Origin of the sequence: Nocardioides cavernae, from assembly GCF_016907475.1 — a bacterium.
GTDB lineage: Bacteria > Actinomycetota > Actinomycetes > Propionibacteriales > Nocardioidaceae > Nocardioides > Nocardioides cavernae.
On record NZ_JAFBCA010000001.1, the window covers coordinates 4,269,294 to 4,295,898 of the forward strand.

General features: G+C 70.3%; 25 protein-coding genes and 1 pseudogene. 14 read left to right on the top strand and 12 right to left on the bottom strand.

The window, feature by feature from the left end; translation table 11 throughout:
- The first annotated feature begins 2 nt into the window (after positions 1-2).
- Both JOD65_RS20175 and JOD65_RS20180 read left to right on the top strand, forming a co-directional pair.
- Positions 3-1,436 carry an aldehyde dehydrogenase family protein gene (locus JOD65_RS20175; protein WP_191194835.1) on the top strand — a complete coding sequence of 478 codons (1,434 nt, stop codon included), beginning with the start codon at positions 3-5 and terminating at the stop codon, positions 1,434-1,436.
- On the top strand, positions 1,433-2,293 hold the full coding sequence (locus JOD65_RS20180) for an aldehyde dehydrogenase family protein (RefSeq protein ID WP_191194834.1): 861 nt from the start codon (positions 1,433-1,435) through the stop codon (positions 2,291-2,293). The genes JOD65_RS20175 and JOD65_RS20180 overlap by 4 nt, the downstream gene beginning before the upstream one ends.
- Positions 2,294-2,534: 241 nt before the next feature.
- Here the strand turns inward: JOD65_RS20180 and JOD65_RS20185 are convergent, their stop codons facing one another.
- Positions 2,535-4,211, bottom strand: coding sequence for a substrate-binding domain-containing protein (locus JOD65_RS20185; RefSeq protein ID WP_191194833.1), 1,677 nt, complete (start codon positions 4,209-4,211; stop codon positions 2,535-2,537).
- A gap of 97 nt (positions 4,212-4,308) precedes the next feature.
- Between JOD65_RS20185 and JOD65_RS20190 the strand changes: the two genes are divergently transcribed.
- Complete coding sequence (locus JOD65_RS20190) at positions 4,309-4,920, top strand: ATP-binding protein (protein WP_191194832.1); 612 nt, start codon at positions 4,309-4,311, stop codon at positions 4,918-4,920.
- On the opposite strand, the gene JOD65_RS20195 is transcribed toward JOD65_RS20190, so the two are convergent.
- A complete protein-coding gene (locus tag JOD65_RS20195; RefSeq protein ID WP_191194831.1) occupies positions 4,910-5,986 on the bottom strand; it encodes an adenosine deaminase in 1,077 nt (358 codons plus the stop codon). The genes JOD65_RS20190 and JOD65_RS20195 overlap by 11 nt on opposite strands.
- A gap of 49 nt (positions 5,987-6,035) precedes the next feature.
- Here JOD65_RS20195 and JOD65_RS20200 point away from each other — a divergent pair, with 49 nt between their 5' ends.
- A complete protein-coding gene (locus JOD65_RS20200; RefSeq protein ID WP_191194830.1) occupies positions 6,036-6,488 on the top strand; it encodes a MaoC family dehydratase in 453 nt (150 codons plus the stop codon).
- Between the two features lie 4 nt (positions 6,489-6,492).
- Here the strand turns inward: JOD65_RS20200 and JOD65_RS20205 are convergent, their stop codons facing one another.
- The 3 genes from JOD65_RS20205 to JOD65_RS20215 form a co-directional block, all read right to left on the bottom strand.
- Positions 6,493-8,091, bottom strand: coding sequence for a VWA domain-containing protein (locus JOD65_RS20205; RefSeq protein WP_191194829.1), 1,599 nt, complete (start codon positions 8,089-8,091; stop codon positions 6,493-6,495).
- 107 nt (positions 8,092-8,198) lie between these two features.
- Positions 8,199-9,482, bottom strand: coding sequence for a thymidine phosphorylase (locus tag JOD65_RS20210; RefSeq protein WP_191194828.1), 1,284 nt, complete (start codon positions 9,480-9,482; stop codon positions 8,199-8,201).
- Positions 9,482-9,925 carry a cytidine deaminase gene (locus JOD65_RS20215; protein WP_307821297.1) on the bottom strand — a complete coding sequence of 148 codons (444 nt, stop codon included), beginning with the start codon at positions 9,923-9,925 and terminating at the stop codon, positions 9,482-9,484. Before JOD65_RS20215 ends, JOD65_RS20210 begins: the two co-directional genes overlap by 1 nt.
- Before the next feature lie 232 nt (positions 9,926-10,157).
- On the opposite strand from JOD65_RS20215, the gene JOD65_RS20220 reads away from it, so the two are divergent.
- The 4 genes from JOD65_RS20220 (at position 10,158) to JOD65_RS20235 (ending at position 15,536) form a co-directional block, all read left to right on the top strand.
- Positions 10,158-11,273, top strand: a complete 1,116-nt coding sequence (locus tag JOD65_RS20220) for a BMP family lipoprotein (protein ID WP_191194826.1) — start codon at positions 10,158-10,160, stop codon at positions 11,271-11,273.
- Positions 11,274-11,422: 149 nt separating this feature from the next.
- Positions 11,423-12,946, top strand: coding sequence for an ABC transporter ATP-binding protein (locus tag JOD65_RS20225; RefSeq protein ID WP_191194825.1), 1,524 nt, complete (start codon positions 11,423-11,425; stop codon positions 12,944-12,946).
- Complete coding sequence (locus JOD65_RS20230; protein WP_307821299.1) at positions 12,943-14,235, top strand: ABC transporter permease; 1,293 nt, start codon at positions 12,943-12,945, stop codon at positions 14,233-14,235. Before JOD65_RS20225 ends, JOD65_RS20230 begins: the two co-directional genes overlap by 4 nt.
- Positions 14,232-15,536, top strand: coding sequence for an ABC transporter permease (locus JOD65_RS20235; RefSeq protein ID WP_307821300.1), 1,305 nt, complete (start codon positions 14,232-14,234; stop codon positions 15,534-15,536). The genes JOD65_RS20230 and JOD65_RS20235 overlap by 4 nt, the downstream gene beginning before the upstream one ends.
- A 46-nt stretch (positions 15,537-15,582) precedes the next feature.
- On the opposite strand, the gene JOD65_RS20240 is transcribed toward JOD65_RS20235, so the two are convergent.
- Complete coding sequence (locus JOD65_RS20240; RefSeq protein WP_191194824.1) at positions 15,583-16,830, bottom strand: MFS transporter; 1,248 nt, start codon at positions 16,828-16,830, stop codon at positions 15,583-15,585.
- A gap of 72 nt (positions 16,831-16,902) precedes the next feature.
- On the opposite strand from JOD65_RS20240, the gene JOD65_RS20245 reads away from it, so the two are divergent.
- On the top strand, positions 16,903-17,550 hold the full coding sequence (locus JOD65_RS20245; protein ID WP_204811311.1) for a FadR/GntR family transcriptional regulator: 648 nt from the start codon (positions 16,903-16,905) through the stop codon (positions 17,548-17,550).
- Positions 17,551-17,565: 15 nt separating this feature from the next.
- Here JOD65_RS20245 and JOD65_RS20250 read toward each other — a convergent pair whose 3' ends face one another.
- Positions 17,566-18,066, bottom strand: a complete 501-nt coding sequence (locus JOD65_RS20250; protein ID WP_191194822.1) for a hypothetical protein — start codon at positions 18,064-18,066, stop codon at positions 17,566-17,568.
- A gap of 20 nt (positions 18,067-18,086) precedes the next feature.
- On the opposite strand from JOD65_RS20250, the gene JOD65_RS20255 reads away from it, so the two are divergent.
- The 3 genes from JOD65_RS20255 to JOD65_RS20265 all read left to right on the top strand — a co-directional run bounded on the left by JOD65_RS20255 (position 18,087) and on the right by JOD65_RS20265 (position 19,492).
- Positions 18,087-18,515 carry a cupin domain-containing protein gene (locus JOD65_RS20255; protein WP_204811313.1) on the top strand — a complete coding sequence of 143 codons (429 nt, stop codon included), beginning with the start codon at positions 18,087-18,089 and terminating at the stop codon, positions 18,513-18,515.
- Between the two features lie 98 nt (positions 18,516-18,613).
- Positions 18,614-18,952, top strand: a complete 339-nt coding sequence (locus JOD65_RS20260; protein ID WP_191194821.1) for a hypothetical protein — start codon at positions 18,614-18,616, stop codon at positions 18,950-18,952.
- A gap of 144 nt (positions 18,953-19,096) precedes the next feature.
- On the top strand, positions 19,097-19,492 hold the full coding sequence (locus JOD65_RS20265; protein ID WP_191194820.1) for an SHOCT domain-containing protein: 396 nt from the start codon (positions 19,097-19,099) through the stop codon (positions 19,490-19,492).
- Between the two features lie 111 nt (positions 19,493-19,603).
- Here JOD65_RS20265 and JOD65_RS20270 read toward each other — a convergent pair whose 3' ends face one another.
- Entirely contained in the window at positions 19,604-20,887 is a 1,284-nt protein-coding gene (locus tag JOD65_RS20270) for a calcium-binding protein (RefSeq protein ID WP_191194819.1), read from the bottom strand.
- 231 nt (positions 20,888-21,118) lie between these two features.
- Between JOD65_RS20270 and JOD65_RS24135 the strand changes: the two genes are divergently transcribed.
- Positions 21,119-23,104: a prolyl oligopeptidase family serine peptidase gene (locus JOD65_RS24135; RefSeq protein WP_191194818.1), complete on the top strand. Its 1,986-nt coding sequence runs from the start codon at positions 21,119-21,121 to the stop codon at positions 23,102-23,104.
- A 359-nt stretch (positions 23,105-23,463) separates the two neighbouring features.
- On the opposite strand, the gene JOD65_RS20280 is transcribed toward JOD65_RS24135, so the two are convergent.
- The 4 genes and pseudogenes from JOD65_RS20280 to JOD65_RS20290 form a co-directional block, all read right to left on the bottom strand.
- Positions 23,464-24,216 (bottom strand): SDR family NAD(P)-dependent oxidoreductase, encoded by a 753-nt coding sequence (locus JOD65_RS20280; RefSeq protein ID WP_191194817.1) that lies wholly within the window; start codon positions 24,214-24,216, stop codon positions 23,464-23,466.
- Between the two features lie 19 nt (positions 24,217-24,235).
- Positions 24,236-24,361: pseudogene (locus JOD65_RS24220) on the bottom strand (hypothetical protein); the annotation flags it as partial.
- A gap of 72 nt (positions 24,362-24,433) precedes the next feature.
- Positions 24,434-24,658 carry a hypothetical protein gene (locus JOD65_RS20285; protein ID WP_191194816.1) on the bottom strand — a complete coding sequence of 75 codons (225 nt, stop codon included), beginning with the start codon at positions 24,656-24,658 and terminating at the stop codon, positions 24,434-24,436.
- Positions 24,659-24,759: 101 nt separating this feature from the next.
- Positions 24,760-25,113 carry an iron chaperone gene (locus JOD65_RS20290; protein ID WP_191194815.1) on the bottom strand — a complete coding sequence of 118 codons (354 nt, stop codon included), beginning with the start codon at positions 25,111-25,113 and terminating at the stop codon, positions 24,760-24,762.
- Positions 25,114-25,440: 327 nt separating this feature from the next.
- Between JOD65_RS20290 and JOD65_RS20295 the strand changes: the two genes are divergently transcribed.
- Positions 25,441-26,601 (top strand): sensor histidine kinase, encoded by a 1,161-nt coding sequence (locus JOD65_RS20295; RefSeq protein WP_191194814.1) that lies wholly within the window; start codon positions 25,441-25,443, stop codon positions 26,599-26,601.
- Positions 26,602-26,605 lie beyond the last annotated feature (4 nt).

Consider the following 26,605-nt stretch of genomic DNA (forward strand, 5'->3'; position numbering starts at 1 on the left):
CCATGACCTTCGAGTACGCCCCCGCGCCCGAGTCGCGCGCCATCGTCGACATCAAGCCGTCCTACGGACTGTTCATCAACGGCGAGTTCGTCGACGGCACCGGCACGTCGTTCAAGACCGTCAACCCCGCCACCGAGGAGGTGCTGGCCGAGGTCGCCGAGGCCAGCGACGCCGACGTCGACGAGGCCGTGAAGGCCGCCCGTCGCGCCTACACCCGCGTCTGGTCGCGGATGTCCGGCGCCGAGCGCGCCAAGTACCTCTACCGGATCGCCCGGATCATCCAGGAGCGCGGCCGCGAGCTCGCCGTCCTGGAGTCGATCGACAACGGCAAGCCGATCAAGGAGTCGCGCGACGTCGACGTGCCGATCGTCGCCGCACACTTCTTCTACTACGCCGGCTGGGCCGACAAGCTCCAGTACTCCGGCTACGGCTCCACCCCGCTCGGCGTCGCCGGCCAGGTCATCCCGTGGAACTTCCCGCTGCTGATGCTGGCGTGGAAGATCGCCCCGGCCCTGGCCTGCGGCAACACGGTCGTCCTGAAGCCCGCCGAGACCACCCCGCTCACCGCGCTGCTCTTCGCCGAGATCTGCCAGCAGGCCGACCTGCCGCCGGGCGTCGTCAACATCGTCACGGGCGCCGGCGACACCGGCCGCGCCATCGTGTCGCACCCCGACGTCGACAAGGTGGCCTTCACCGGGTCCACCGAGGTCGGCAAGGCGATCGCCCGCGCGGTCGCCGGCAGCGACAAGAAGGTCACCCTCGAGCTCGGTGGCAAGGCCGCCAACATCGTCTTCGACGACGCACCGCTCGACCAGGCCGTCGAGGGCATCGTCAACGGCATCTTCTTCAACCAGGGCCACGTCTGCTGCGCGGGCTCGCGCCTGCTGGTGCAGGAGTCCGTGGCCGACGAGGTGATGAGCCGGCTCAAGCGCCGCATGGCCACCCTGCGCGTGGGTGACCCGCTCGACAAGAACACCGACGTCGGTGCGATCAACTCGGCCGAGCAGCTCGCCAAGATCCGCGAGCTCTCCGAGATCGGCGAGTCCGAGGGCGCCGAGCGCTGGTCGGCCCCGTGCGACCTGCCGGCCAACGGCTACTGGTTCGCCCCGACCGTCTTCACCGGCGTCTCTCAGGCCCACCGGATCGCCCGCGAGGAGATCTTCGGCCCGGTCCTGTCCGTGCTGACCTTCCGCACGCCCTCCGAGGCGATCGAGAAGGCCAACAACACGCCGTTCGGCCTCTCGGCCGGCGTGTGGACCGACAAGGGCTCGCGCATCCTGTCCATGGCCAACCGCCTCCGGGCGGGCGTGGTCTGGGCCAACACGTTCAACAAGTTCGACCCCACCTCGCCGTTCGGCGGCTACAAGGAGTCCGGATACGGCCGCGAGGGCGGCCGCCACGGTCTCGAGGGCTACCTGAAGGGAGCGGACGCGTGAGCCGCATCGACGTACGCAAGACGTACAAGCTCTACATCGGGGGCCAGTTCCCGCGCTCGGAGTCGGGCCGCTCCTACGTCGTCAACGACGCCAAGGGCCGCCTGGTCGCCAACGCCGCCCAGGCCTCGCGCAAGGACGCCCGCGACGCGGTGGTCGCCGCCCGTGCCGCGTTCGGTGGCTGGTCCGGCAAGACCGCCTACAACCGCGCCCAGGTCGTCTACCGCGTCGCCGAGGTGCTCGAGGGTCGCCGCGAGCAGTTCGAGGCCGAGCTCCGCGCCTCGGAGGGCATCACGCCCGCCCGTGCGCGCACCTACGTGGACGCCTCGATCGACCGGCTCGTCTGGTACGCCGGCTGGGCCGACAAGATCACCCAGGTCGTCGGCAACGCCAACCCGGTCGCCGGCCCCTACTTCAACCTGTCGACCCCCGAGCCCAGCGGCGTCATCGCCGTCGTCGCCCCGCGCGGCCCCCTGCTCGGCCTCGTCAGCGTCGTCGCGCCGCTCATCATCACCGGCAACACCGTCGTCGTGATCGCCAGCCAGGACAACCCGCTGACCGCGATCACGCTCGGTGAGGTGATGGCGACCAGCGACCTCCCGGGTGGCGTGGTCAACGTGCTCACCGGCTCGCAGACCGAGATCGCCCCGTGGCTGGCCTCGCACATGGACGTCAACGGCATCGACCTCACCGGGGTCGAGGACGACGAGCTCGCGACCGAGCTCGAGGTGGCTGCCGCCGACAACCTCAAGCGCGTACGACGTCCCGCTCCCGACACCGACTGGCTCGCCGAGCCCGCGCTGGACCGGATGACGCAGTTCCTCGAGACCAAGACCGTCTGGCACCCGATCGGCGTCTGAGCCGACCGACGCACGACACGACGAAGGCCCCTGGAGATCCTCCGGGGCCTTCGTGCGTGATGGCGGAGTCGCAGCGTCACCGGGTGACCCCGAGACTCCGCCGTCATCGGCTCGGAATGAACTCCCACTGGTGCAGGTGGACATTCATCGAGTCCTGAGCGTGGACCACGCACAACAGGGATGGACGTCCACTCCTACGAGTGGACGTCCATCCCTGTTGTGCGTCGCGCGAGCCGGTCGATCAGCGGTTGAGCAGGGCCTGGGCCAGCACGCCGAGGATCTCGTTGGGGTCGGTCACGAGGTAGTTCTGGCCACCGGTGGCGGCGGCGATCTGCTCGAGCTCGCCGCTGTCGGCGTCCTGCGAGATGCCGATGACGATCACCTTGACCGGCTTGGCGGGGTCACGCAGCGACTTGAGCTGGTTGACGAGCGACTCCAGCGACAGGGAGCTCGAGTCGTCGCTGGCGCCGTCGGTCATGATCACCACGGAGTTGAACCACGCCGGGTCCCACATCTCCTGCGCGTGCTTGTAGGCCGCGAGGGTGGAGTCCATGACGCCGGTGCCGCCGCGCACGCGGCCGGGCAGGGCGTCGGCCTCGGAGCGGACCTCGTCCTCGTGCGTCTTGCCGTCGGCCGCCGGGGCGTCGAGCCGCTCGAGCGGGGAGTACTCGGCGTACGAGGCGCCGTTCTCGCCGCGGTTCTTGGAGAAGCCCCAGATGCCGATCCGGGCCTGCGCCGGGAAGGCGTCGAGCGCGACCTGGGACGCGGTCACCGCCAGCCCGATGCGGGTGGTGTCACCGATGGCCATCTTCATCGAGCCGGAGAGGTCGACGACCGCCAGGATGCTGGACGGCACCGACAGCACGCGCCACTGGCGCAGGGTGTCGTCGGTGGTCTTCTGGGCGACCTTGGCGAGCACCGGGGCGGTGCCGAGGCCGATGTCGTTGGGCAGCGCAGCGCCGTCGGGGCCGCGGAGCTCAGCGGCCGCGATGGCCTCCACGCCGGCGCCCGAGGCGAACCAGCGACCCAGGGCGCGGCCCACGCGGGCCGACAGGTCGCCACCGGAGGCAAGGATGTCCTTGGTGCCGCGGTTCACGTCGATCAGCGGGTACTGCAGCATCGGCGCGCCGGTCTTCGGAGCCACCAGGGTGAGCTGGTCGTTGCTGCGGCGGGCGGCGAGGTAGGCCTGCTCGGTCGCGGGCACCAGCTGGGTGCTGGAAGCGGTGATCGTGGAGAGGTCGGTCTCGGTGGCGCCGCCGGCCACGGCGCGCTCACCGAACGTCTGGGCGACCGGGACGGTCTTCTCCTCGATGGACAGCGCGGTCTCGCCCGTCTTCTTCATCTCGGCGTACGGCGCGAGCAGCGCGAGCGCAGAGGCACCCTCGGCGCTCGGGTCGGCCATCGCCAGGCTGCCGCCGTCGAGCACGGAGGACCAGGAGGTGGGGGCCTTGGCGGCCGGGCCGCCGATGAGACCGACCGGCGTCTGCGCGAGGACCTCCGCGATCGGCGTACCGGTCCAGCCGGCGCTGGTGAGCTGGCCCTTCCAGGTCGGGCTGTCCGGGATCCAGATCTCGGGGAGCTCGGCGTTGGGGTCGCTCAGCAGGGCGACGACGTCCTTCACGGTGCCTGCCGTGACCTGGATGTCGATGCAGGGCTCGTCCTCGTTGACGTCCTTGACCGCCTGGTTGACGAGGTCCTCCATGACCGGGGCGGTGGTCAGCGTGACCACCTCGGAGATGCAGTCGGCACCCTCGGGTTCGCCGCTGGCACCGCGCACCGTGAAGAAGCCGACCAGGCCCACGACCAGTGCGAGCGCGAGTCCGCCCAGCACGTAGGTCTTGGAGGAGCGGCCGGCGCCGCCAGAACCGTCCGCGGTCGCGGGCGCGGTCTCGGGCGCAGTCGAGTCGTCGAGACTCATGGAGGTCCTCCCACAGAGGTGTCGTTCGAAGGTCTGGGCGAGACTAATGTCCAGCCTTTACCGTCCGTGGCCGAACGACGAAATGAGTTCGCAACAAATGAGTACTGCCCAGGTGGTCGTCCTGGCCGGACCCAGCGGCGCCGGAAAGTCCCGGCTCGCGGAGCGCCTCGGACTCCCCGTCCTGCGCCTCGACGACTTCTACAAGGACGGCGACGACCCCTCGCTCCCCCGCATCACCACCGGCGCCAACGCCGGGCTCGTCGACTGGGACCACCCCGACTCGTGGCACGAGGCCGACGCCCTCACCGCGCTGCGCGAGCTGTGCGCCACCGGGCGCAGCGAGGTGCCGATCTACGAGATCGCGCAGAACGGACGCTGCGGCTCACGCACGGTCGACCTCGGCGGCAGCAGCCGGTTCGTCGCGGAGGGCATCTTCGCGCCTGAGGTGGTGGCCGCGTGCCGGGAGGCGGGCATCCTCGCCGCGGCCTACTGCATCACCCAGCACCCGCTCGTCACGTTCTGGCGGCGCCTCACCCGCGACCTGCGCGAGCACCGCAAGCCGCCGTTGGTGCTCGTACGCCGCGGACTGGCGCTGATGCGCGACCAGCAGCGGGTCGTCGCGCACGCGGTGCGCCAGGGTTGTCGGCGGGCGACGGGCGACCAGGCGTACGCCGAGCTGACCACCGACAGCAGCGCTGCTAACCGTTGATGAGCGCGGCGTAGCCCGGCTTGACGACGTCGTCGATGATCGCGAGCCGCTCGTCGAAGGGCAGGAACGCCGACTTCATCGCGTTGATGGTGAACCAGCGCAGGTCCTCCAGCGTGTAGTCGAACGCCTCCACCAGCCCGAACATCTCCTGCGTCATCGAGGTGCCGCTCATCAGCCGGTTGTCGGTGTTGACCGTGACGCGGAACCGCAGGTCGGTCAGCAGCCCGATCGGGTGCTCGGCGAAGGACTCCGCCGCCCCGGTCTGGATGTTGGAGCTCGGGCACATCTCGAGCGGGATCCGCTTGTCGCGGACGTAGGCCGCCAGCCGACCGAGCTCGACCGACCCGTCGTCGTTCACCGTGATGTCGTCGATGATCCGCACGCCGTGGCCGAGCCGGTCGGCGCCGCACCACTGGATCGCCTGCCAGATCGACGGCAGGCCGAAGGCCTCACCGGCGTGGATCGTGAAGTGGGCGTTCTCGCGCTGGAGGTACTCGAAGGCGTCGAGGTGCCGGGTGGGCGGGAAGCCCGCCTCCGCGCCGGCGATGTCGAAGCCGGCGACTCCGCGGTCGCGCCACGCGATCGCCAGCTCGGCGATCTCCATCGACCTGGCCTGGTGCCGCATCGCGGTCAGCAGCTGGCGTACGACGATCCTGCCGCCGCTGGCGGCCATCCCGGCGTCGAAGCCCTCCTGCACCGCCGCGACGACCTCGTCGAGGGTGAGGCCGCCGCTGACGTGCTGCTCCGGCGCGTAGCGCACCTCGGCGTAGACGACACCGTCGGCGGCGAGGTCCTGGACGCACTCGCGGGCGACACGGGCGATCGCCGGACCGTTCTGCATCACCGCGACGGTGTGGTCGAAGGTCTCGAGGTAGCGGACGAGCGAGCCCGAGTCGGCCGACTCCGTGAACCAGTGACCGAGCGACTCCGCGTCGGAGGCGGGCAGCTCGTGGCCGGCCTCAGCGGCGAGCTCCACGATCGTCTGCGGACGTAGCCCGCCGTCGAGGTGGTCGTGCAGCAGGACCTTCGGGGCGGCCTGCACCTGGTCGCGGGTGGGAGTGCTCATCGGCACATCCAAGCAGGCCCGCCCACGGTCAAGCACTATGTTCGTGCGCATGCGCACCTTCACCACGCTCGACGAGGTCGCCGCCGCCTCCGGGTCCGAGATCGGCACCAGCGAGTGGCTCGACGTCGACCAGGCGCGGATCGACGCCTTCGCCGACGCCACGCTCGACCACCAGTGGATCCACGTCGACGTCGACGCTGCGGGCAAGGGTCCGTTCGGCACCACCATCGCCCACGGCTTCCTCACCCTGAGCCTGCTCCCGCACTTCGCCTCGCAGGTCTTCCGGCTCGACACCCCGGGCGCCCGGCTCAACTACGGCCTGGAGAAAGTGCGCTTCCCCAGCCCGGTGCCGGTCGACAGCCGGCTGCGGTCGCACGTGCGCTTCGGCGAGGTCCGCGACCTGGCGGCCGGCAAGCAGCTCGTCGTGGAGCACACCGTCGAGATCGAGGGCCACGACAAGCCGGCCTGCGTGGCCGCCCACGTCGTCCTGCTCCTCGCCTGAGGGTTCAGCGCGACAGCACCGCCTGGGCGAACACCCCCAGGATGTCCGCGGGCTCGGCAGCGAGGTAGGCCTCACCACCGGTCACCCGGGCCATCTGGCGCAGGGCTCCGAGGTCGGCGTCCCCGCTGATCGCGATGCCCACCACGCGCACCGGCTTGTCGGGGTCCTTCAGCTCCTCGAGCCGCTGCAGCAGCTGGTCGAGGCCGATCGAGCCGGGATCCTCGTTGCGGCCGTCGGTCATCAGGACCACGGAGTTGGAGTAGTGCGGGCGGTAGTTGCGCAGGGCCGTGCGATAGGCGGCCAGCGCCGTGTCGTACAGCCCGGTCCCGCCGTCGGTGAGGCTGGACATCTGGGCGGCGCGCTCCCGCAGGGCGTAGCGCTGGGTGCGGCCGAAGCGCAGGTCGTCGAGGCGACGGATGGGCTCGAGCTCGCGCCAGTCCTTCCCTGGCCCACCCTTGTCGATGGAGAAGATCCACAGGCCGACCCGCGCGTGGTCGGGCAGGAATTCGAGCCCGATCCGGGCCGCGTCGGCCAGCAGGTCCATCCGCGACCCGTTGCCGGCGTCGGCGTCCATCGAGCCGGAGGCGTCGACGACGGCGAGCATGGCCGACGGCACGCTGAGCTGGCTCCACGAGAAGACCGCCTCCGCGATCGCCTTGGCCGCAGGTGGTCGCAGGGAGGCATCGCCGTCCCCGCCCGGTGCGGCGAGTCCCTCGTCGGCGATCAACGAGCGCCCCACCGTGCCCTCGAGGTGCTCGGCGAGCGCCCGCGCCAGGGCACGCGACCCGGGCGCGGCGTCGGCGGCGACCATGAGCGGGAAGTCGAGGACCGGGGCGCCCACGTCGGGGGTCAGGTCGCGGAGGTCGGCACGACCATCCACCGTCTCCAGCTGCTGCTCAGTGGCGACCACCAGCCGCGGTGAGCGACGCGCGAACATGGCCGGCTGGACCGTCGTGTCCTCTCCGTCCACGGTGCGGGCACCCTGGGCCTGCGCGAAGGGGACCAGGAGCTGGCGGGCGGCGTCCCGGGTCCGGCCCACCGCGCGGGCCTCGGCCTCCGGTGCGGTCACCGCGAGGGCGCCCACGACCGACGACTCCGGGTTGGGCACGGAGACCAGTCCCGACGCCTCGGCGTCGCCCCACGTCGCGAAGCGCTGCGCTGCGTTGCCGCCCACGAGGACCACATGCGTCCGGGCCAGGCTCTTCACCAGCAGCCTCGGTCGGGGGGCCCGGCCGAGGAAGGCCTCGGTGGTCACGAAGTGCGCCTCCGGGATCCAGACGTCCGGCAGCCGGCTGCCCAGCGAGGCGCCGCGAGCGACCTCCATGCCCGGCCGCAGCGCCGGGTCGACCTGCACGCAGTCGGGCGTGACGTCCGCCAGGGCGGCCACCACCACGCTGTACATCTCCGGCGCGACGACGAGGTCGACGCTGCGGAACTCGGCGCACCCGTCGTCGGAGGCGGCGACCCCGTCGTCGCCGCGGGACAGTGCGAACCACGTGGCGCCCGCGCCGACCGCAAGTCCTGTCACCAGCACCACGACCGCCAGCACGGCGGTCGACGTCATCATGGCGCGGCCGGGTCCGCGCTGGTCGTTGCTCTGCATCGGGTCCCCCAAGATCCCTAAGGTAAAGAAACGCTAGGAGGAGGCCCGGGCGACCCGGTTGCTACTGGCCGGTCATCGTCAGAGTTGGGGAGGGCGCTGCGCGGGCGTCAGCCGATCCGGTCGAGCACGATCTCCGTGCCGACACCGCTCGCGTCGCCACCGATGTCGAAGCCGCCCTCGAGCGAGGCCAGCGCCCGCTCGAAGCGCTCCGGCTCATCGGTGAGCAGCGTGAACAGCGGCTGGCCCTCGGTGACCTCGTCGCCGGGCCGCGCGTGCCACACGACGCCGGCACCCGCCTGCACCGGGTCCTCCTTGCGCGCCCGCCCGGCGCCGAGGCGCCAGGCGGCCATGCCGACCGCCATCGCGTCGAGCCGGGTGAGGGTGCCGCTCGACGGCGCGGTGACGACGTGCGACTCCTTCGCCTCGGGCAGGGCGGCGTCCGGGTCGCCGCCCTGGGCGCGGATCATCGCCTTCCACGCGTCCATCGCCGAGCCGTCGGCCAGCTTGTCCGCCGGGTCGACGGCGTCACGCCCGGCGCCGGCGAGCATCTCGCGGGCCAGGGCGAGGGTCAGCTCCACCACGTCGGCGGGGCCGCCGCCCGCCAGGACGTCCACGGACTCCTGCACCTCCACTGCGTTGCCCGCGGTCAGCCCGAGCGGGGTCGCCATGTCGGTGAGCAGGGCGACGGTGTGCACCCCCGCGTCGGTGCCGAGCGCCACCATCGTCTCGGCGAGCTCGCGCGCGGAGTCGAGGTCCTTCATGAAGGCGCCGCTGCCGACCTTGACGTCCAGCACCAGGGCCCCGGTGCCCTCGGCGATCTTCTTGCTCATGATCGAGCTGGCGATGAGCGGGATCGCCTCGACCGTGCCGGTGACGTCGCGCAGGGCGTACAGCTTCTTGTCGGCCGGGGCGAGGCCGTCGCCGGCGGCGCAGATCACGGCGCCGACGTCCTCGAGGATGGCGAACATCTCCTCGTTGCTCAGCGCCGCGCGCCACCCGGGGATCGACTCGAGCTTGTCGAGCGTGCCACCGGTGTGGCCCAGGCCCCGGCCCGAGAGCTGGGGGACGGCGACGCCGCAGGCCGCGACAAGCGGGGCCAGCGGCAGGGTGATCTTGTCGCCGACGCCACCGGTGGAGTGCTTGTCGGCCGTCGGGCGGGACAGCGAGGAGAAGTCCATCCGCTCCCCCGAGGCGATCATGGCGCCGGTCCAGCGCGAGATCTCCCTGCGGTTCATGCCGTTGAGCAGGATCGCCATGGCGAGCGACGACATCTGCTCGTCGGCGACGTCGCCGCGCGTGTAGGCGTCGATCACCCAGTCGATCTGGCTGTCGGACAGCTCGTGCTTGTCGCGCTTGGCGAGGATCACCTCGACGGCGTCGTGGGCAGCCACTAGTCGGTTCCTTCCGCTGCTGCGTCGGCCATGTCGGCCATGTGGGTGAGGTCGTCGGGTCCGAAGGCGTCGGGCAGCACCTCGGACATGGGCTTGACCCCCGAAACGGTCCAGACCAGGAGGTCGCGACCGCCGTGCTCGAACAGGAGCTGGCGGCACCGGCCGCACGGCATGATGATCTCACCCCCGCCGTTGACGCAGACGAAGTGCGTCAGCCGACCGCCGCCGGTTGCGTGCAGGTGGGAGACCAGTCCGCACTCGGCACAGAGCACGACGCCGTACGCCGCGTTCTCCACGTTGCAGCCGATCACGATCCGGCCGTCATCGGCCCGTGCAGCCGCGCCCACCTTGTAGTGGGAGTAGGGGGCGTAGGCCCGCTGCATCACCTCGGTGGCAGCCGCCCTGAGCTCGTGCCAGCCCTGTTGGTCCAACGTCTCGTGCACGGCGTCCTCCACTGTTCGCTCCGCCATCCCTCCGCCTGCTCCTGCAGGCGGCCACTATGGCGCATACCGTGAACCGGCGGTCTTTGGCAGGTTCCGCCGAAAGTCGTCCGGCGACTTTTATGTCTCAAACGCATTTCAGAAGTACCGAACCTCGTGACGGGGTGCGCCACGGCAGGCATCATGCTCCCGGAAAGCTGACCCCACCCGGGGGTGCACGAACTTGGAGGCATTTGTGTTGAAGACGAGGAAGGTCGTCTCGAGCGGCCTCGTGGCGCTGCTCGCCGCCGCGACCCTGGCTGCGTGTGGTGACGCGCCCGAGGAAGACACCACCGGGAGCGGCAGCGACAGCACCCCGGCCGCCAGCGACTTCCTGCCGTGCATCGTGTCCGACGCCGGAGGGTTCGACGACAAGTCGTTCAACCAGCTCGGCTTCGAGGGTGCCCAGCAGGCCGCCGACGAGCTCGGCGTCGAGCTGAAGCCGGTCGAGTCCAACAGCGAGAACGACTACGGCCCCAACCTGGAGAGCCTGGTCGGCGAGGGCTGTGACGTCATCGTGACCGTCGGCTTCGCCCTGGCCGCGGCGACCAAGGAGTCGGCAGCCGCCAACCCCGACATCGAGTACGTCCTGATCGACGACTCCGCCGACGGCGGCGACGACGGTGCGACCTTCGACGGCAAGGCCGACGTGGAGAACATCAAGCCGCTGCTCTACAACACCGCCGAGGCCGCGTTCCTCGCCGGCTACGCCGCTGCCGACTACACCAAGACCGGCAAGGTCGGCACCTACGGCGGCATGCCCTTCCCGACCGTCACCATCTTCATGGACGGCTTCAAGCAGGGCGCCGAGTACTACGCCAAGGAGAAGAAGAAGGACGTCGAGGTCGTCGGCTGGGACGGCAAGAACGGTTCCTTCACCGGTGGCTTCGAGGCCAACGAGGCCGCGACCAGCACGGCCAAGCAGATCCTCGACCAGGACGTCGACGTGATCCTGCCGGTCGGCGGCCCGATCTACCAGGGCGCGATCACCGCGATCGAGGACTCGGGCAACGACATCGCGATGGTGGGCGTCGACGCCGACCTCTTCGAGACCGACCCGACCACCCAGGACTACGTCATGACCTCGATCCTCAAGGGCATGAAGGTCTCGACCTACGAGGCCGTCATGGCCGCGGGCAACGACGAGTTCGACTTCGAGCCCTACATCGGCACCCTCGAGAACGACGGTGTCGGCATCGCGCCGTTCCACAACTTCGAGGACAAGGTCAGCCCCGAGCTGGCCGGCGAGCTCGACGAGGTGAAGGCCGGCATCATCGACGGCTCCATCAAGGTCGAGTCCTACCTGGGCTGATCACCAGCACGCTCCACGATGGAGGGAGGCCGACGGTTTCGTCGGCCTCCCTTCTCCGTGTCGAGGCCTCTCGTCCGGCCCCCGGCCGACCCCGTACCAGACCCCCGGTCCAGACCTCCGGACCATCCCGACCCCTAGGATGCGATGCCATGAGACTCGTCCTGCGAGGCATCACCAAACGCTTCGGCAGCGTGGTGGCCAACGACTCGATCTCCCTCACGGTGGAGCCCGGTGAGATCCACTGCCTCCTCGGCGAGAACGGTGCCGGCAAGTCCACGCTGATGAACGTGCTCTACGGCCTCTACAAGGCCGACGAGGGCGAGATCGAGCTCGACGGCGAGGTCCAGCACTTCACCGGTCCCGGCGACGCGATGGCGGCCGGCATCGGCATGGTCCACCAGCACTTCATGCTCATCCCCGTCTTCACCGTGGCCGAGAACGTCATGCTCGGCCACGAGACCACCGGCTTCGCCGGCACGCTGGACCTCGCCGCGGCCAGCAAGCGCGTCACCGAGATCTCCGAGCGCTTCGGCTTCCACGTCAACCCCGACGCGCTGGTCGAGGACCTCCCCGTCGGCGTGCAGCAGCGCGTGGAGATCATCAAGGCCCTCTCCCGCGACGCGGAGCTGCTCGTCTTCGACGAGCCCACTGCGGTGCTCACCCCGCAGGAGACCGACGAGCTGATGGACATCATGCGCCAGCTCAAGGAGGCCGGGAAGGCCATCGTCTTCATCACCCACAAGCTCCGCGAGGTCCGCGAGGTCGCCGACCGGATCACCGTCATCCGCCTCGGCAAGGTCGTCGGCGAGGCCGACCCCCAGGCCAGCAACGCCGAGCTCGCCTCGATGATGGTCGGCCGCCCGGTCGAGCTGGTCGTCCACAAGGAGGACGCGAAGCTCGGCGACGACGCGCTGGTGGTCAAGGACCTCCGCGTGGTCGACCTGGCCGGTCACACGCAGGTCGACGGCCTCAGCTTCACCATCCGCGCCGGCGAGGTCCTCGCCGTCGCCGGCGTCCAGGGCAACGGCCAGACCGAGCTGACCGAGGCCATCCTCGGCCTGCAGGACGACGTCACCGGCTCCATCAACCTCGACGGCGTCGAGCTGGTCGGCCGCTCGACGCGCAAGATCCTCGACGCCGGTGTCGGCTTCATCCCCGAGGACCGGCAGGTCGACGGCCTCGTGCCCGGCTTCACCATCGCCGAGAACCTCATGCTCAACCGCAGCTTCAAGTCCCCGTTCGTCAGGAACGGCTCGCTGCGCCTCGGCGCCCTGCGCGAGTTCGCCCAGAAGAAGCTCACGGAGTACGACGTCCGCGCCCGCGACATCGACTCGCTGGCCGCCAACCTCTCCGGCGGCAACCAGCAGAAGGTCGTCGTGGCCCGCGAGCTCTCCCGCGACCTGCGGCTGCTCGTCGCCGCCCAGCCCACCCGCGGTGTCGACGTCGGCTCGATCGAGTTCATCCACAAGCAGATCGTCGCGACCCGCGACAGCGGCATCCCGGTCCTGGTGGTCTCCACCGAGCTCGACGAGGTGGTCGCGCTCGCCGACCGGATCATGGTGCTCTACCGCGGCAAGGTCGTCGGCATCGTCGCGGCCGACACCCCCCGCGAGACCCTCGGACTCATGATGACCGGCGAACGCCCGAAGGACCTGAAGGACGTGGTCGCGTGAATGACACCCCCCAGCCCCAGCCCGAGAAGCCCGACGCGCCGGTGACGGACGACGAGGCGGCCCGGGGGGCGACGGCCACGGACACGACGACCGAGGCTCCCGAGGTCGACCCCCACGACGCGCGGGGCGACCGCACGCGGTCGATGCTGCGCGAGATCGCCTCCGGCGACGTCCTCGCCGGCGTGCTGGCCGTGTTCCTCGCGGTCTTCGTCGGCTCGGTGATGATCGCGGCGACCGACGACGTGGTGCGCGAGACCGCCGGCTACATCACCGCGCGGCCCTCGGACTTCTTCACCGCCGTGTGGGACGCCATCTCCGGCGCCTACAGCGCGATGTTCCGCGGCGCGGTCTTCAACTACAACCTCACCGAGCCGGCCCAGCAGTGGCGCCCGCTGACGGAGACGTTGAAGTTCGCAGGCCCGCTGATCCTCGGCGGCCTCGGCGTCGGCCTGGCCTTCCGGGCGGCGCTGTTCAACATCGGCGGCCGCGGCCAGATGCTCATCGCCGGTGGCGCGGCCGGCTGGGTCGGCTTCCAGCTCGACCTGCCGCTCGCGATCCACCTGCCGCTGGCCATCATCGTCGGCATGGTGTTCGGCGCCCTGTGGGGTGGCATCGCGGGCGTGCTGAAGGCGCGCACCGGCGCGCACGAGGTGATCGTCACGATCATGCTCAACTACGTCGCCTACTACCTCCTCTTCTGGGCCCTCACCAAGGAGTGGCTGCTCAAGACGCCCGGCTCGGTGAACCCGAAGTCACCGCCGATGAAGGACTCGGCGACGCTGCCCAAGGTGCTGGGCGACCAGTTCAACCTCCACCTCGGCTTCGTGCTCGCGATCGTCGCGGTCGCCGTCGTGTGGTGGTTGCTCAACCGCTCCACGCTCGGCTACCGCATCCGCGCCGTCGGTGAGAACCCGCACGCGGCCCGCGCCTCCGGCATCAACGTCGGCGGGATCTACATCGCCGTGATGATGATCTCCGGCTCCCTGCTCGGCCTCGCCGGCGTCAACCAGGTGCTCGGCACCGTGTCCAGCGGCGTCTCGCTCGACCTCGACGCGGCGATCGGCTTCGACGCCATCACCGTGGCACTGCTCGGCCGCTCCCGCCCGCTCGGCATCCTGACCGCCGGGCTCCTGTTCGGCGCCCTCAAGGCCGGCGGATTCACCATGCAGACCTCCGAGAACATCTCGGTCGACCTGGTGCTCGTGGTGCAGTCGCTGATCGTCCTCTTCCTCGCCGCCCCTCCCCTGGTGCGCGCGATCTTCCGGCTCCCCGCCCAGGAGGCCAAGTGAGCACCGTGACCGACCAGCCGACCCCCGACAGCGGCGGCCTGGCTCCCGACACCGTCGTGACGCACGGCCGCGGCTCGGGCGCTCGCAAGCTCCCGGTCGTGCTCGGCGTGCTGACCCTGCTCCTCGCGGGCGTCCTGCTCCGCTCGAGCCCGTCGGGCGACACGACGTTCCAGCTCTCGACGGTGACCGACTTCGTCACCCTTCCCGACATCGTGGTGCCGTCCGGCCCCACCGCGTGGCTGATGGTGGTGATCTGCCTCGGGCTCACCGCGGAGGCCGTCCGCCGCATGCTCACCCGCGTGAGCCAGCCGATGTGGATCCCGATCACCTTCGCGATCCTCTGGATGATCGGCTTCCTCAGCTGGGCGGCCGCCGGCGACCGCATCCGCGTCGTCAGCCTGCTCGGCGGTGCCGTGGCGCTCGCCATCCCGCTCGTCTTCGGCGCGCTGGGCGGCGTGCTCGGCGAGCGCGCAGGCGTGGTCAACATCGCCATCGAGGGCCAGCTCCTCCTCGGCGCGTTCGCCGCTGCCGTCACCGCTTCGATGACCGGCTCGCCGTGGGCCGGCGTCGCGGCCGCCGCAGTGGCCGGCGCCCTGGTGGCGCTGATCCTGGGCCTCTTCGCGATCACCTACTTCGTCGACCAGGTCATCGTCGGCGTCGTCCTCAACGTGCTCGTGGTCGGTCTGACCAACTTCCTGTTCCGCCAGGTGCTCACGCCCAACTCCGAGTCGCTCAACTCCCCCGAGCGCCTGCGCGCGCTGCCGATCCCGATCCTCGGCGACATCCCGTTGATCGGCCCGATATTCTTCCGCCAGACCCCGCTCGTCTACCTGCTCTACATCGTCGTCGCGGTCGTGGCCTACGCCCTCTACCGCACCCGCTGGGGCCTGCGCCTCCGTGCGGTCGGCGAGCACCCCAAGGCCGCCGACACGGTCGGCATCAAGGTCAACCGCACCCGCTACCGCACGATCCTGCTCGCGGGTGCCATCGCCGGTCTCGGCGGCGCCTACTTCAGCCTCGTCTCGGTGGCCGGCTTCAACCGCGAGATGACCGGAGGCGCCGGCTACATCGCGCTGGCTGCCGTCATCTTCGGCAAGTGGGACCCGATCCGCGCGACGCTGGCGGCGCTGCTCTTCGGCTTCGCGACCAACCTGCAGGGAGTGCTCTCGGCCATCGGGTCCCCCGTGCCGAGCCAGTTCATGCTGATGCTCCCCTACCTCGTCACCATCTTCGCGGTGGCGGGACTGGTGGGCCGCTCCCGGCCGCCGGCCGCGGACGGCGTGCCCTACCGACAACAGTAGGTCAGCTCGAGGAGGGCCCAGCGCTGTGCGCTGGGCCCTTCTTCGTTCATCGGGCGACGCGGGACGCGTCGTCCTCGACGAACCGCGGCTGGCAGGCGAACCACCCGGCGACCACGCCCGGGACGGCGGTGGCGGCGAGCACGACCAACGGTGTCGTCCACGACCCTGTCGCCTCGCGGACCAGGCCGAGGCCGATCGGCCCGAGGCAGGCCAGCCCGTAGCCGATGCCCTGGACGAATCCGGACACGGTCGAGGCGGACTGCGGGGTCCGCGTCCGGTGGTTGATGAGGGTCATGCAGAGCGGGAACGTGCTCACGCCGATGCCCAGGGCGCACACCCACAGCACGGTGCCGTCGAGCGGCGAGACAGCCAGGCCGACGTAGCCGAGGACCAGGACGACCGAGCACGCCACGACGACCACGAACGGGTTGCGCATCCGGGTGGCGACCTGCGGGACCACCACGGCTGCGAGCACCCCCCACGCCGAGTAGAGGCCGACCATCGCGCCGCCGAGTGACGCGCTGCCACCGGCATCGGTGAGCACCGCCGGCACCCACGTGATGATGCTGTAGTTGGACAGCGACATCATCGCGAACAGGACCACCAGCCCCCAGACCGTCGACGACCGACCGACCCTGAGCTTGACGGTGGGCGTCGCGGCGACGGCCGGTACGTGGTGGTCGGCGGGCAGCTTGACCGCGAGCACGCACCAGACCAGCGCAGCCACCGCTGCCGGGGCTGCCCAGATCCCCACCGAGACCCGCCAGCCCGCTGCCTCGGCAACCGGCACGGCCAGGAGGGGTGCCACGAACTGCCCGGTCTGCATCAGCAGCAGGTACGACGACGTCCACAGGGCGATGCGATCGGCGAACCACGCCTTGATGAGCGGCACGAGCACGACGTTGGCGGCGCCGATGCCCGCCAGCGCCAGGACGGTCGACGCGACCAGCACGGCCGGCGTCGGGGAGAGCGCCCGCAGCACGAGGGAGACTGCCGAGAGGCCGAGGGCGGCGGTGGCGGTGCGCTCGAGGCCGTACCTCCTCGTCACGACCGGGGCCAGGAAGCCGAAGACGGCGAACGTCGCCGCCGGCACCGTGCCCAGCAGGCCGGCGAGGGCGATTCCGAACCCCAGGTCCGACCCGATGATCTCCAGCAGCGGCGTGATGCCCGTGACCGCGGTCCGCAGGTTCAGCGCCGTGAGGGCGATCGCGAGCCCGGCCCACAGCGCGAGGCGTCCGCGGGTGGCCGGGCCTGATCCTCCGGGGGTGGGTGCGGTGGCGGTGGGGATGGTCAACACTTGCTCCGAGGTCGCGACGAATGATGGGATCATGGGATGAATCACGGTGAGTCTGGCACAACCCCGCCGGTGCGTCGAGTGGGGCTGATCGACCAGGTCGCCGCGCGCTTCCAGGAGGAGATCACCTCCGGCCGGTGGCCGGTCGGCGAGCGGATCCCCGTCGAGGCCGACCTGGTTGCTGCCTTCGGCGCCGGCCGGAACACCGTCCGCGAGGCGCTGCAGTCCCTCGTGCATGCAGGTCTCCTCAGCCGGGAGCAGGGCCGCGGCACGTTCGTGATCTCGACCTCAGAGCTCAGCGGGTCGCTCGCCCGGCAGCTGGCCGGCGGCAGCAGGCACCACTACCTCGAGCTGCGCCTCGCACTCGACAGCACCGCCGCCTCGCTCGCCGCGTTGCGTCGGACGGACGCCGACATCGAGCTGCTCCGTGAGCTCAGGACCCGGCGCGAGGAGAGCTGGTCGTCGGACGACCCCGATGTCCGGGCGGCGGCGGACCTCGCGCTGCACCGAGCGATCGTGGCGGCGACGCACAACCCCCTCTACCTGCAGCTCTACTCGAGCGTGACCGACGTCTTCGCGAGCCACATGCGACACGAGGAGTCCGGGGACGACGACGCGTCGCACCGCCACCACCACGACCTCGTCGAGGCGGTCGCAGCGGGCGACGCGGACCGTGCGTCCGCCCTCGTCCGGTCGATCTTCGACCCCTTCATGCACTGAGCCGACGTCAGGCGATCACGGCACGGGTCGACTCGTACGCTCCTCCGCCGGCGGTCGGGGCAGCTGGGCCCGGAACCACACCGCGACGAGACCGGCGATCACCCCGCTCGCCGAGATCAGCACGGTGACAACGTCGGACTGCACCCTGAGGAACGGCGCCAGGACGGGCCGAGCCAGGACAACCACCGTGGCAGCCGCCCCGACGAAGGCGAGGACAGCCGGGGCCCGCCCCGGCATGCGGCGGCCCACCAGGAGCATCAGGACGACCCCGACCGCGCCGCCGAGGACAAACCCCACCCCGCCACCGAGCAGTGCTCCGAACACACCGAGGCCGAGGACAGCGCCGGGGATTCCGATGGCGTCACCTGCCAACGCACCTGCACCGAACACGTCCACAAGGACCACCACCACGGCAAGGACGGCACCCACGAAGGCACCCGTTGTCAGCCCGAGGAGCGACAGCCAGAGCCAGCCCGGCTCCGGTCGCCAGCGCCACCTCTCCGCACGCCGCTCCATGAACTGACCGTAGTGGCTCGGTGCAGGTCGCGCAGGGCACCGGACAGTGGCATCGTGAACTGATGAGCGGTGACCTTCCACGGCCAGTACGGGTCTTCACGCCGGCTGACTTGGCGCCGGCAGACCCCACGCCTGGCATGAGCCGCGCCCTGGCATTCGAGCTCCCGCTGCTCTGGGCCGGCCAGGTCGAGACCGAGCCGGGAGCGGTATCAGGCTGGCACCACCACGACCGCAACGAGTCGAGCCTGTACATCGTGCGTGGTGTGCTGAGACTTGAGTTCGAGGGCTACGACGGTTACCTGGATGCCGGCCCGGGCGATTTCGTGCACGTACCGGCCTGGACCGTCCACCGTGAGTCCAACCCCGGCCGCGAGCCATCCTTCGCGGTGATCGCCCGGGTGGGCGGTGGTGTCCCGACCGTGAACGTCGACGGGCCCGCAGGGCGCTGACCGGGTCCACGCTGGGTACAGCCATTCATCCCGGGGGGCGCGTGCCGCATGCACGGCCGATCGTCGCCCTCATCGCGGCGCGGTCCTAAGGTTGCTGCATGCCTGGAGCACCCGACCACCGCATCGCCTACACCGCACTCCAGCCGGGTACGCCGGTGCAGACGAGCGATGGGTACGACTTCGCCACCGTCCAAGCCGTTCTGGTCGATGAAAAGGTCTCGGTGTTCGACGGCATCGTCGTCGAGACTGCGGAAGGTGCACGGTTCGTGGATGCGGACCAGGTCGCCTCGATCTACACCACCCATGTCCGCACGACGTTGTCCAGGGAGCAGGCGAGGAACCTGGCGTTGCCAGAGGCATCGACCCTGATCGACGTCAAGCCACCGAGATCGATGGCCGCCCGGTTGGGCCGCATGTTCGGTCGAAGGAAGCTCTAGCGTCGAGCCGATGCGAGCCGGCGGTCCCTCGCACAGACTCGGTGTCGTTGATGCTCACCCTCCGCGGGTGAGCGGCGAACACCGTCCGCGGTGCCACACTGCGGCACACCGGTCGCCCGACCGGACCTGCGAAAGGGCCCTGCCATGGACTCCAATATCAACGGCTTCGGGGACGTGCTCCTCTGGTCCTTCTGGTTCTTCATCTGGATCGCCGCACTCATGGTCTGGTTCCGATGCCTGTTCGACCTGTTCGGTGACCACACGCTCAGCGGCTGGGGCAAGGCCGGATGGGCGCTGCTCCTCATCCTCGTGCCCTGGTTGGGCGCCCTGATCTACCTGATCGCCCGCGGCCGCAGCATGAACGAACGGCAGCTCAGCAGGGCAAAGGAGATGCAGGCCGCGCAGGAGCAGTACATCCAACAGGTCGCCGGCACGTCGACCACACCTGCCGACCAGATCGCCAACGCGAAGGCGCTGCTCGACTCCGGCACCATCGACCAGAGCGAGTTCGACACGCTGAAGGCCAAGGCTCTCGCCTGAACCACCCGCCTGAACCCCCAGGGCCGCAGTCGTCACGAGCGACCTGTGGGGAGGCGAGCCAGCATCGGCGGCAGCCGGCTCCTCGAGCTGCTCGTCCTCGCCCACTCCGCGTCAGCGGCGCACCTCGCACTGCCGTCGCTGCTCACCGCCGATGCACCGGTCCCGCCCGGGACCACCGACGAGCTGGTCGCGCCCGGGACCACCGACGAGGAGGTCGTTGCGCGAACCGCCCACGAGGATGTCGGCCCCACGATGCCCGTACGCCTTCACCCGCATGCCGCCGCTCACCGACAGGCGGTCGCGCCCGGGGCCGCCCAGGTAGGTCAGGCTGCCGGGACGCCCGGAGAACCTGACGTCCTCGACGCCCTCGTAGCGCGCCCGCTTCGCGCCGCCGACCGTCACGCGCTTGCGCGGCACGTCGATGACGTACCTCGAGCCCCGCGGGAACTCCGACTTCGGCGCCCGCAGCCGGACGACGTCGCGTCGCCCGCCGCCGCCGTCCACCTCGATCCGCGTCCTGCGGGTGAGGTCGGCGTCGATCTCGTCGTTGCCCGATCCGCCATGGACCGTGGCGCCGAGCTCGGCAACGAGGTAGTCGTCGCCACCACCGCCGCCGATCGCGCTGCCGCGTCCGTGAGCCTCCACGAAGTCCCCGCCGTCGTCGCCGTGAAACCGGTCGCGTCCCTTGTCCGGCGACATGATGTAGTCGTCGCCGTCACCCCCGCGCACCACGTCGTCGCCCTTCCCCGGCTCGAGCTCGTCGTCACCGCCGAGCGCGAGGATGCGGTCGTCGCCGGCGCCGCCGACGATGCGGTCCGGCCCGTCCGTCCCGGTCAGCACGTCGTCGTACGCCGAGCCCACGATCCCGCCGGAGAAGGCGGGCACCACGATCGTGTCCGTGCCCTCACCTGTCGCCGTACCGGCCGAAAGGTCCACGGCCACCGGACCGGGTGCGTCCTCGTAGACGACCCTGTCGTAGCGAGCCGGCCGGTCCACGTCGTCGACGTTCGCCGACGCGGGGTCGTCGCCCAGGTCCACGTGGTCGTTCCCGGGACCCGGCACGAGCGTGTCGCCGGCGTAGCCGTCGTCGGGGACGTAGTAGTCGTCGAGGCCACCGAACAGCCGGTCGCCGCCCGGCCCGCCGACCAGCGTGTCGGCGTTGCCGAGCCCGCAGATGGTGTCGTTGCCCGCACCCCCGTCGATGGCGTCCCGGGCGTACGTGCCGAGGATGACGTCGTCACCCGGCGTGCCGGTGGTCGGCGTACCGGGGACGACGACGATCGAGGGCACCTTCCCGTCACAGGTCGCCTCGGCCGTCGCGGGACCAGCGGCCAGGACCACGACGCCGAGCGGCACCAGGGCGATCAACGAGACAGTGATGGGGATGCGTCGCATGGCTCTCCTCCGAGTGGGTCGGTCTCCGTCTGCGGGCCGTGAGAAGTGTGACGCACGGACCAGGACGGAAGTTGTGGGTCGACCCGTCCTGGGTTCCCCTTGCGGACGGCTCGATCCACGTTCACGGCATGAGCGGATGGGTCGAGGTACGCAGCACGCGGCGGAAAGACGCAGTCGCCGTGCGCGCGGAATGCGGCATGATCGGGCGCATACGAGTGGAGGGGCGGGACGGTGAGGGCCGATCCGGACAGTGGGTTCTGGTTCCACGATGAGTGGATTCCTGATCCCTACGAGTGGCTCGAACGGTTCGACGACCCTGAGGTGATGGGCTGGATCGCGGAGCAGGAGGCCGCCACCCACGCGCTCCTCGACGCGGTCCCGACGCGGGACCGGTTCCGCGCCGCGGTGTCCCGTGCGTCGCGCTATGAGCGGCTGTCCCGGCCGATCCGCGCGGGAGGACGCGAGTTCGTCTGGCAGGCCCGTCCCGACGACGAGAAGCTCGCGCTGCGGATGCGCCGCGAGCCGGACGGGCCGCTCGAGACCGTGCTCGACCCGAACACCTGGCCAAGCACGGACGCGCTCGTGTACGCCGTACCGTCACCCGACGGCAGGCTCGTCGCCTTCGGCATGGCGACCGGCAGCACCCACGACGCGCGGATCCAGATCCTCGAGATCGACACCGGAACCGTTCTCGCCGACGAGCCCAGCGGCACGAGCCACTATCGCCCCGCGTGGCGACCGGACTCGGCGTCGTTCTTCTACCCGGCGGTCGCCGACGGCAAGGAGGTCATCCTCGAGCACCGCATCGGCACGGCTCAGGATCGGCAGGTCTTCGGCGGTCACGCCGACTACTGGTGCTGGGTCGACGTGACCGAGTGCGGCCGGTACGCCGTCCTGTACCAGTGGGACTTCGTCCACGCCAACACCGTGTCCCTGCTGAGGCTGGCCGACGACGAGCTGATGCCGGTGACGACGACCATGCAAGCCGTGAACCAGGTCCAGGTGGTCGACGACGACCTGCTCATCGTCACCGACCTCGGGGCACCACGCGGCCGGCTGTGCAGGGCATCGCTGATGAGTCCCACCGTGTGGCACACCGTCATCGCGGAGAGCAACGACACTCTGCAGACCGTCAGCGGGATCGGTGGCCACCTGTATGCGGTCTACTCCCACGCGGCGTCGCACCGGATCACCGTGCACGCCGCCGACGGCGCCAAGATCCGCGACGTCGCACTGCCCGGTCTCGGCTCGGTCAATGGGAACGAGGGGGGCGGGGTCGTCAGCGGCGTCACCGGAAGCTGGAACGGCGACGAGGTGTGGGTCGAGTTCCAGTCGTTCGTCCAGCCCTTGTCGATCTACCACTACGACGTCGACGACGACGAGCTCACCGGGTACCACGTTCCCGATGCGGCGATCGACGCCGCGACCGAACAGGTCTGGTACGAGTCGATGGATGGCACACAGGTGTCGATGTTCATCGTGCGGCCCAGGGGGACGGACGGACCACTGCCGACGCGGCTGAGTGGGTACGGCGGGTTCAACATCGACGTCTCGCCGTGGTTCTCACCGGTGCATGCGGCCTGGCTCGAGGCCGGCGGGGCGCTTGCCTTCCCCAACATCCGCGGCGGTGGTGAGTACGGACGCGAGTGGCACGAGGCGGCGGTCGGGACCAACCGGCAGAACGCATTCGACGACTACATCGCGGCCGCCCGCTGGCTGGTCAGGAACGGCTACACGACGACCGACCAGCTGGTGTCGCGCGGGAACAGCAACGGTGGCATCCTCGTGGCGGTCACCGCCCTGCAGGCGCCAGACGCGTTCCGGGCCGTGTTCTGCCGGGCGCCGACGCTGGACATGATCCGGTTCACCCGGTTCGACAACGGGCGGACCGCGACCGTCGAGTTCGGCTCGCCCGAGGACCCGGTCGAGGGTGCCTACCTCGCCGGGTACTCGCCGTACCACAACGTCCGACCAGGGGTCCGCTACCCCGCGATCGCGTTCGTACCGGCGATGAACGACAAGCTGGCGCCGCCGTACGACCCGGTGAAGATGGTCGCCCGGATGCAGGCAGACGCGACCGACGGCGGGCCGTACCTGTTGCTGCCACTGCGCGACTCCGGGCACAGCGGCGGCACCACCCGCGCCGCCCTGATCGAGCAGGACGTCGACGAGCTGTGCTTCTACGCCTGGGCACTGTGGCACGGGTTCACGCAGTAGTGGCCCGCCGCCATGGCACGGAGATGGGCTCGAATCACACAACCCGGACGCCCTGATCGAGATTGCCAAGTGGGCTTCTGCGGACGCGCAGGCGGCTGCCGTGGAACAGGCGATGGCATCAGGGGTGTACGGCCCTGTCTTCGAGCTGGTGGCGGCACCGCTGAAGGCGACCCGCATCGATCAACTCGACAGCCGCGCGTGAACAACCACCACCGTCGCGAAGCAGTTGTCTGTCGACACCTGTTCGAATCGGGCTCTCGAGGCGCTGCGGTCCGGGCCAGACGCGGCGCTCGGCGACGTGCGGGCTGACCCCCAGGTAGGTGTGCATCCTGGCCAGCACCTGGACGCCGCCCATGTGGTCAGCCCCCGAGCACGGCACGTCGTACGAGCGCGTCCATCACCCGGTCAGGCAGCAGCCGACCAAGCCACGCTTGGGCGACGGCGTCTCTCCCGACCAGGTACCGGGTGCGTGGCCGTTTCGCGGTCAGCGCCCGACCGACGACCTCGGCCACGTCCTCTGCCGGCAGTCCGTCGCGTGAGCCCCGGTCGGCGAGCGCATGAACCGCGTCGACCATTCGAGCGTACCGACGCTGGACCTCAGGCTCGACCCCCGCCCAACGGTCGTCGCCGGCGAGCCGCCCCCGCTCCCAGATCGGCGTGGCGATCGCGCCGGGCTCGATCGCCACGACCCGGACGCCCAAGGGCCCGACCTCGCGGCGCAGGACGTCGGTGAAGGCCTCGATCGCGAACTTCGAGGCGGAGTACGGCCCGAACAGCGGACCTGCCACACGTCCCCCGATCGAGCTCATCATGACAACCCGGCCCCGCGCGTCGATCAGGCCGGGCAGCAGTGTCCGGGTGACGGCGACCTGTCCCAGCACGTTGACCTCGAGCTGCTGGCGCCAGTCAGCCACCGTGAGTGCCTCCACCGGGCCGACGACCGCGATTCCCGCATTGTTGACCAGCGCGCGCAGCGGACCTGGCCCGGTCGCCACCGCGTCCGCGAGCGCGGCCACCTGGTCGGGGTCGGTGACGTCGAGCCTCTGCGCGCGGACCCGGGGCGACCACGACTCCACGAGCGCGGGCGTCCTCGTCGCGGCGTACGCCGGCAAGCACGTCGAAGCCGAGACCCGCGAGGTGGCGGCAGGTCGCTGCCCCGATTCCCGTGGACGCACCCGTCACCACCGCCGTGCCCTTCGTCACCCGGCAACCGTACCGACGACCGGCCGGGTGCGCAGCCGGGCGATGCGGGCACATCGGATCGCGTCCTAGCTGCGAGTTCGCTGGGACGAGTCCCTGACCTTCGCCCCTCGTGGGGGACCTGAATCACTAGAGGACCGCGCCGCGGGGCGCGACTTCCACCGCGGCAACACCCCTTGCGTACAGCACCAAGAGCCGATCGCCGTGTCGACAGCGGAGCACGCCAGAGCCCTGCGAGAGCGTGTCGACGACGTGGTCGATGACCTCGTTCTCACTCCCCGCACTGGGGTCGTCGTACGTGACATCCATGCTGTCCCCGCTGATCAGCCGGACACGAAGCACAAGCCCTTTCATGTCTCGCACACTAGACGCGCACAACGCCACCCACCATGAATCTCCGAGGTCACGGCACGGAGCCTTCGGAGATCGGTGATCGCTCGCAGGCTGAGCCGACGCTATTTCGAAGGGTGAGGCTCGAGCAGCCGGCGCACGACCCGCTCGATCAGTGCGTAGTCGACATCGGGGTACGGAAGCTTGAGCGTGCCTTTCGCTCCGGCGTAGGGCGCGAGGTCTGCGTCCAGGTCAGCGTCGCCTGCCGGTGGCACGGGATAGAGCGACACGTGCTGCTTCCACGCCGCCACGTGGACGAGGGAAACGCCGTCGACCTGCCAGGTCGGCATGTCGTAGCGGATCACGCGATCTGCGCTGGGCACCACCAGCATCACCCGTCGTTCGATCTCCTCCACCACCTCCCTTTGTTCAGCGGGCAGCGATGCGAGGTAGTCGTCGACCGACGCGAACTTCGGCATGAGTGCAGTATGGCTCGACGACGACGGCAATCGGCGGGGACGGCCGGGAAGCAGCGTTGGCGCGACGCCATGCAGTCGGGAGCGAGACGGAGCGGGCGTCCGGCTGCTCCCACATCCCCTCGAGGCCCGGGACCTCAGGCCCCACCGGTGCGTCGTCATGATCACATTCCGCCAGAGGCCACCGACACCCCAACCGCCTCGATCCTCGCGTGGATCCACCAGCCGGTCGGACCTTTTCGAACAACCGATGAACTACGAGCGATGCCTCCGCAGCGCATACCGCGGGGTACGGTGCAACGCACGCCAACACGATTCTCGGAGGTCCTGATGGCTCTCGGTGAGCGCGACCCCGGTCGCGCCTTGTCGACCGACGCGACCGTGGGCGCGCATGCGATGTCCCAGAGCAGCGAGCGCTACTCCTCGATGTTCACCCACCACCCCCATGCCGCCTACTCGGTGGACACGCGGGGCTACTTCACCGACGCCAACGACCGGTCGCTGGAGATGACCGGGCTGAGCCTCGCGGAGATGCGGCAGACCCACTTCGCGCAGGTCATCCACCCCGAGGACCTGCACCTCATCCAGGACGGTTTCGACCGGGCCATGGCGGGCGATCCGCAGGTGGTCGAGGCACGGGTGGTGCGCGTGGACGGGGAGGTCATCGACGTCCGCTGCACGGCGATCCCGGTGATCGTCGCCGACGAGGTCGTCGGCGTGCACGGGGTGACCGAGGACGTCACCGAGGCCAAGCGGATCCTGCGCGAGCTCGAGGAGGCCAACGCCGCCAAGACCCTCTTCCTGGCCACGGTGAGCCACGAGGTCCGTACGCCGCTGGCCGCGCTGGTGGGCGCGTCCGAGCTGCTGATCGACACGGATCTGCCGCCCGAGCCCGAGCACTTCGCCCGGATCGTGCACCGCTCCGGGGAGCGCCTCATGCACCTGGTGCAGGAGATCCTGGAGTTCTCCGGGCTCGAGGCGCGCCAGACCGTGCTGCGGAGGGTGCCCGTCGACGTACGCGCGATCATCGCCGACGTGACGTCGTGGGCGGTCCCGCTCGCCGAGTCGCAGGGCCTCGCCATCACCCTGGCCGTCGACGAGGGGGTCCCCGCGACCGGCCTCGGCGACACCCGGCGCATCACGCAGGTCGTCACCAACCTCGTCCAGAACGCCATCGCCTACACCGAGCACGGCTCGGTCGACGTGCGTGTCAGCGGTCGCCCCTGCTCCGCGGACGGCCCGGGCGTCGGCAGCTGGGTGGAGGTCCGGGTCCGCGACACCGGGATCGGGATCGCGGACGACGACCTCCGCACTCTCTTCGACCCGTTCGTCCAGGCCGACCCGCAGTCCGCGGGCGACCGCCTCGGGGTCGGCCTCGGCCTGGCGATCTGCCGCGAGCTGGTCGACCTGATGAGCGGTCACCTCGCCGTCGAGTCCACCCTCGGTGAGGGCAGCACCTTCACCTTCGGCCTCCCGCTGCCGCCCGCCTGACCCC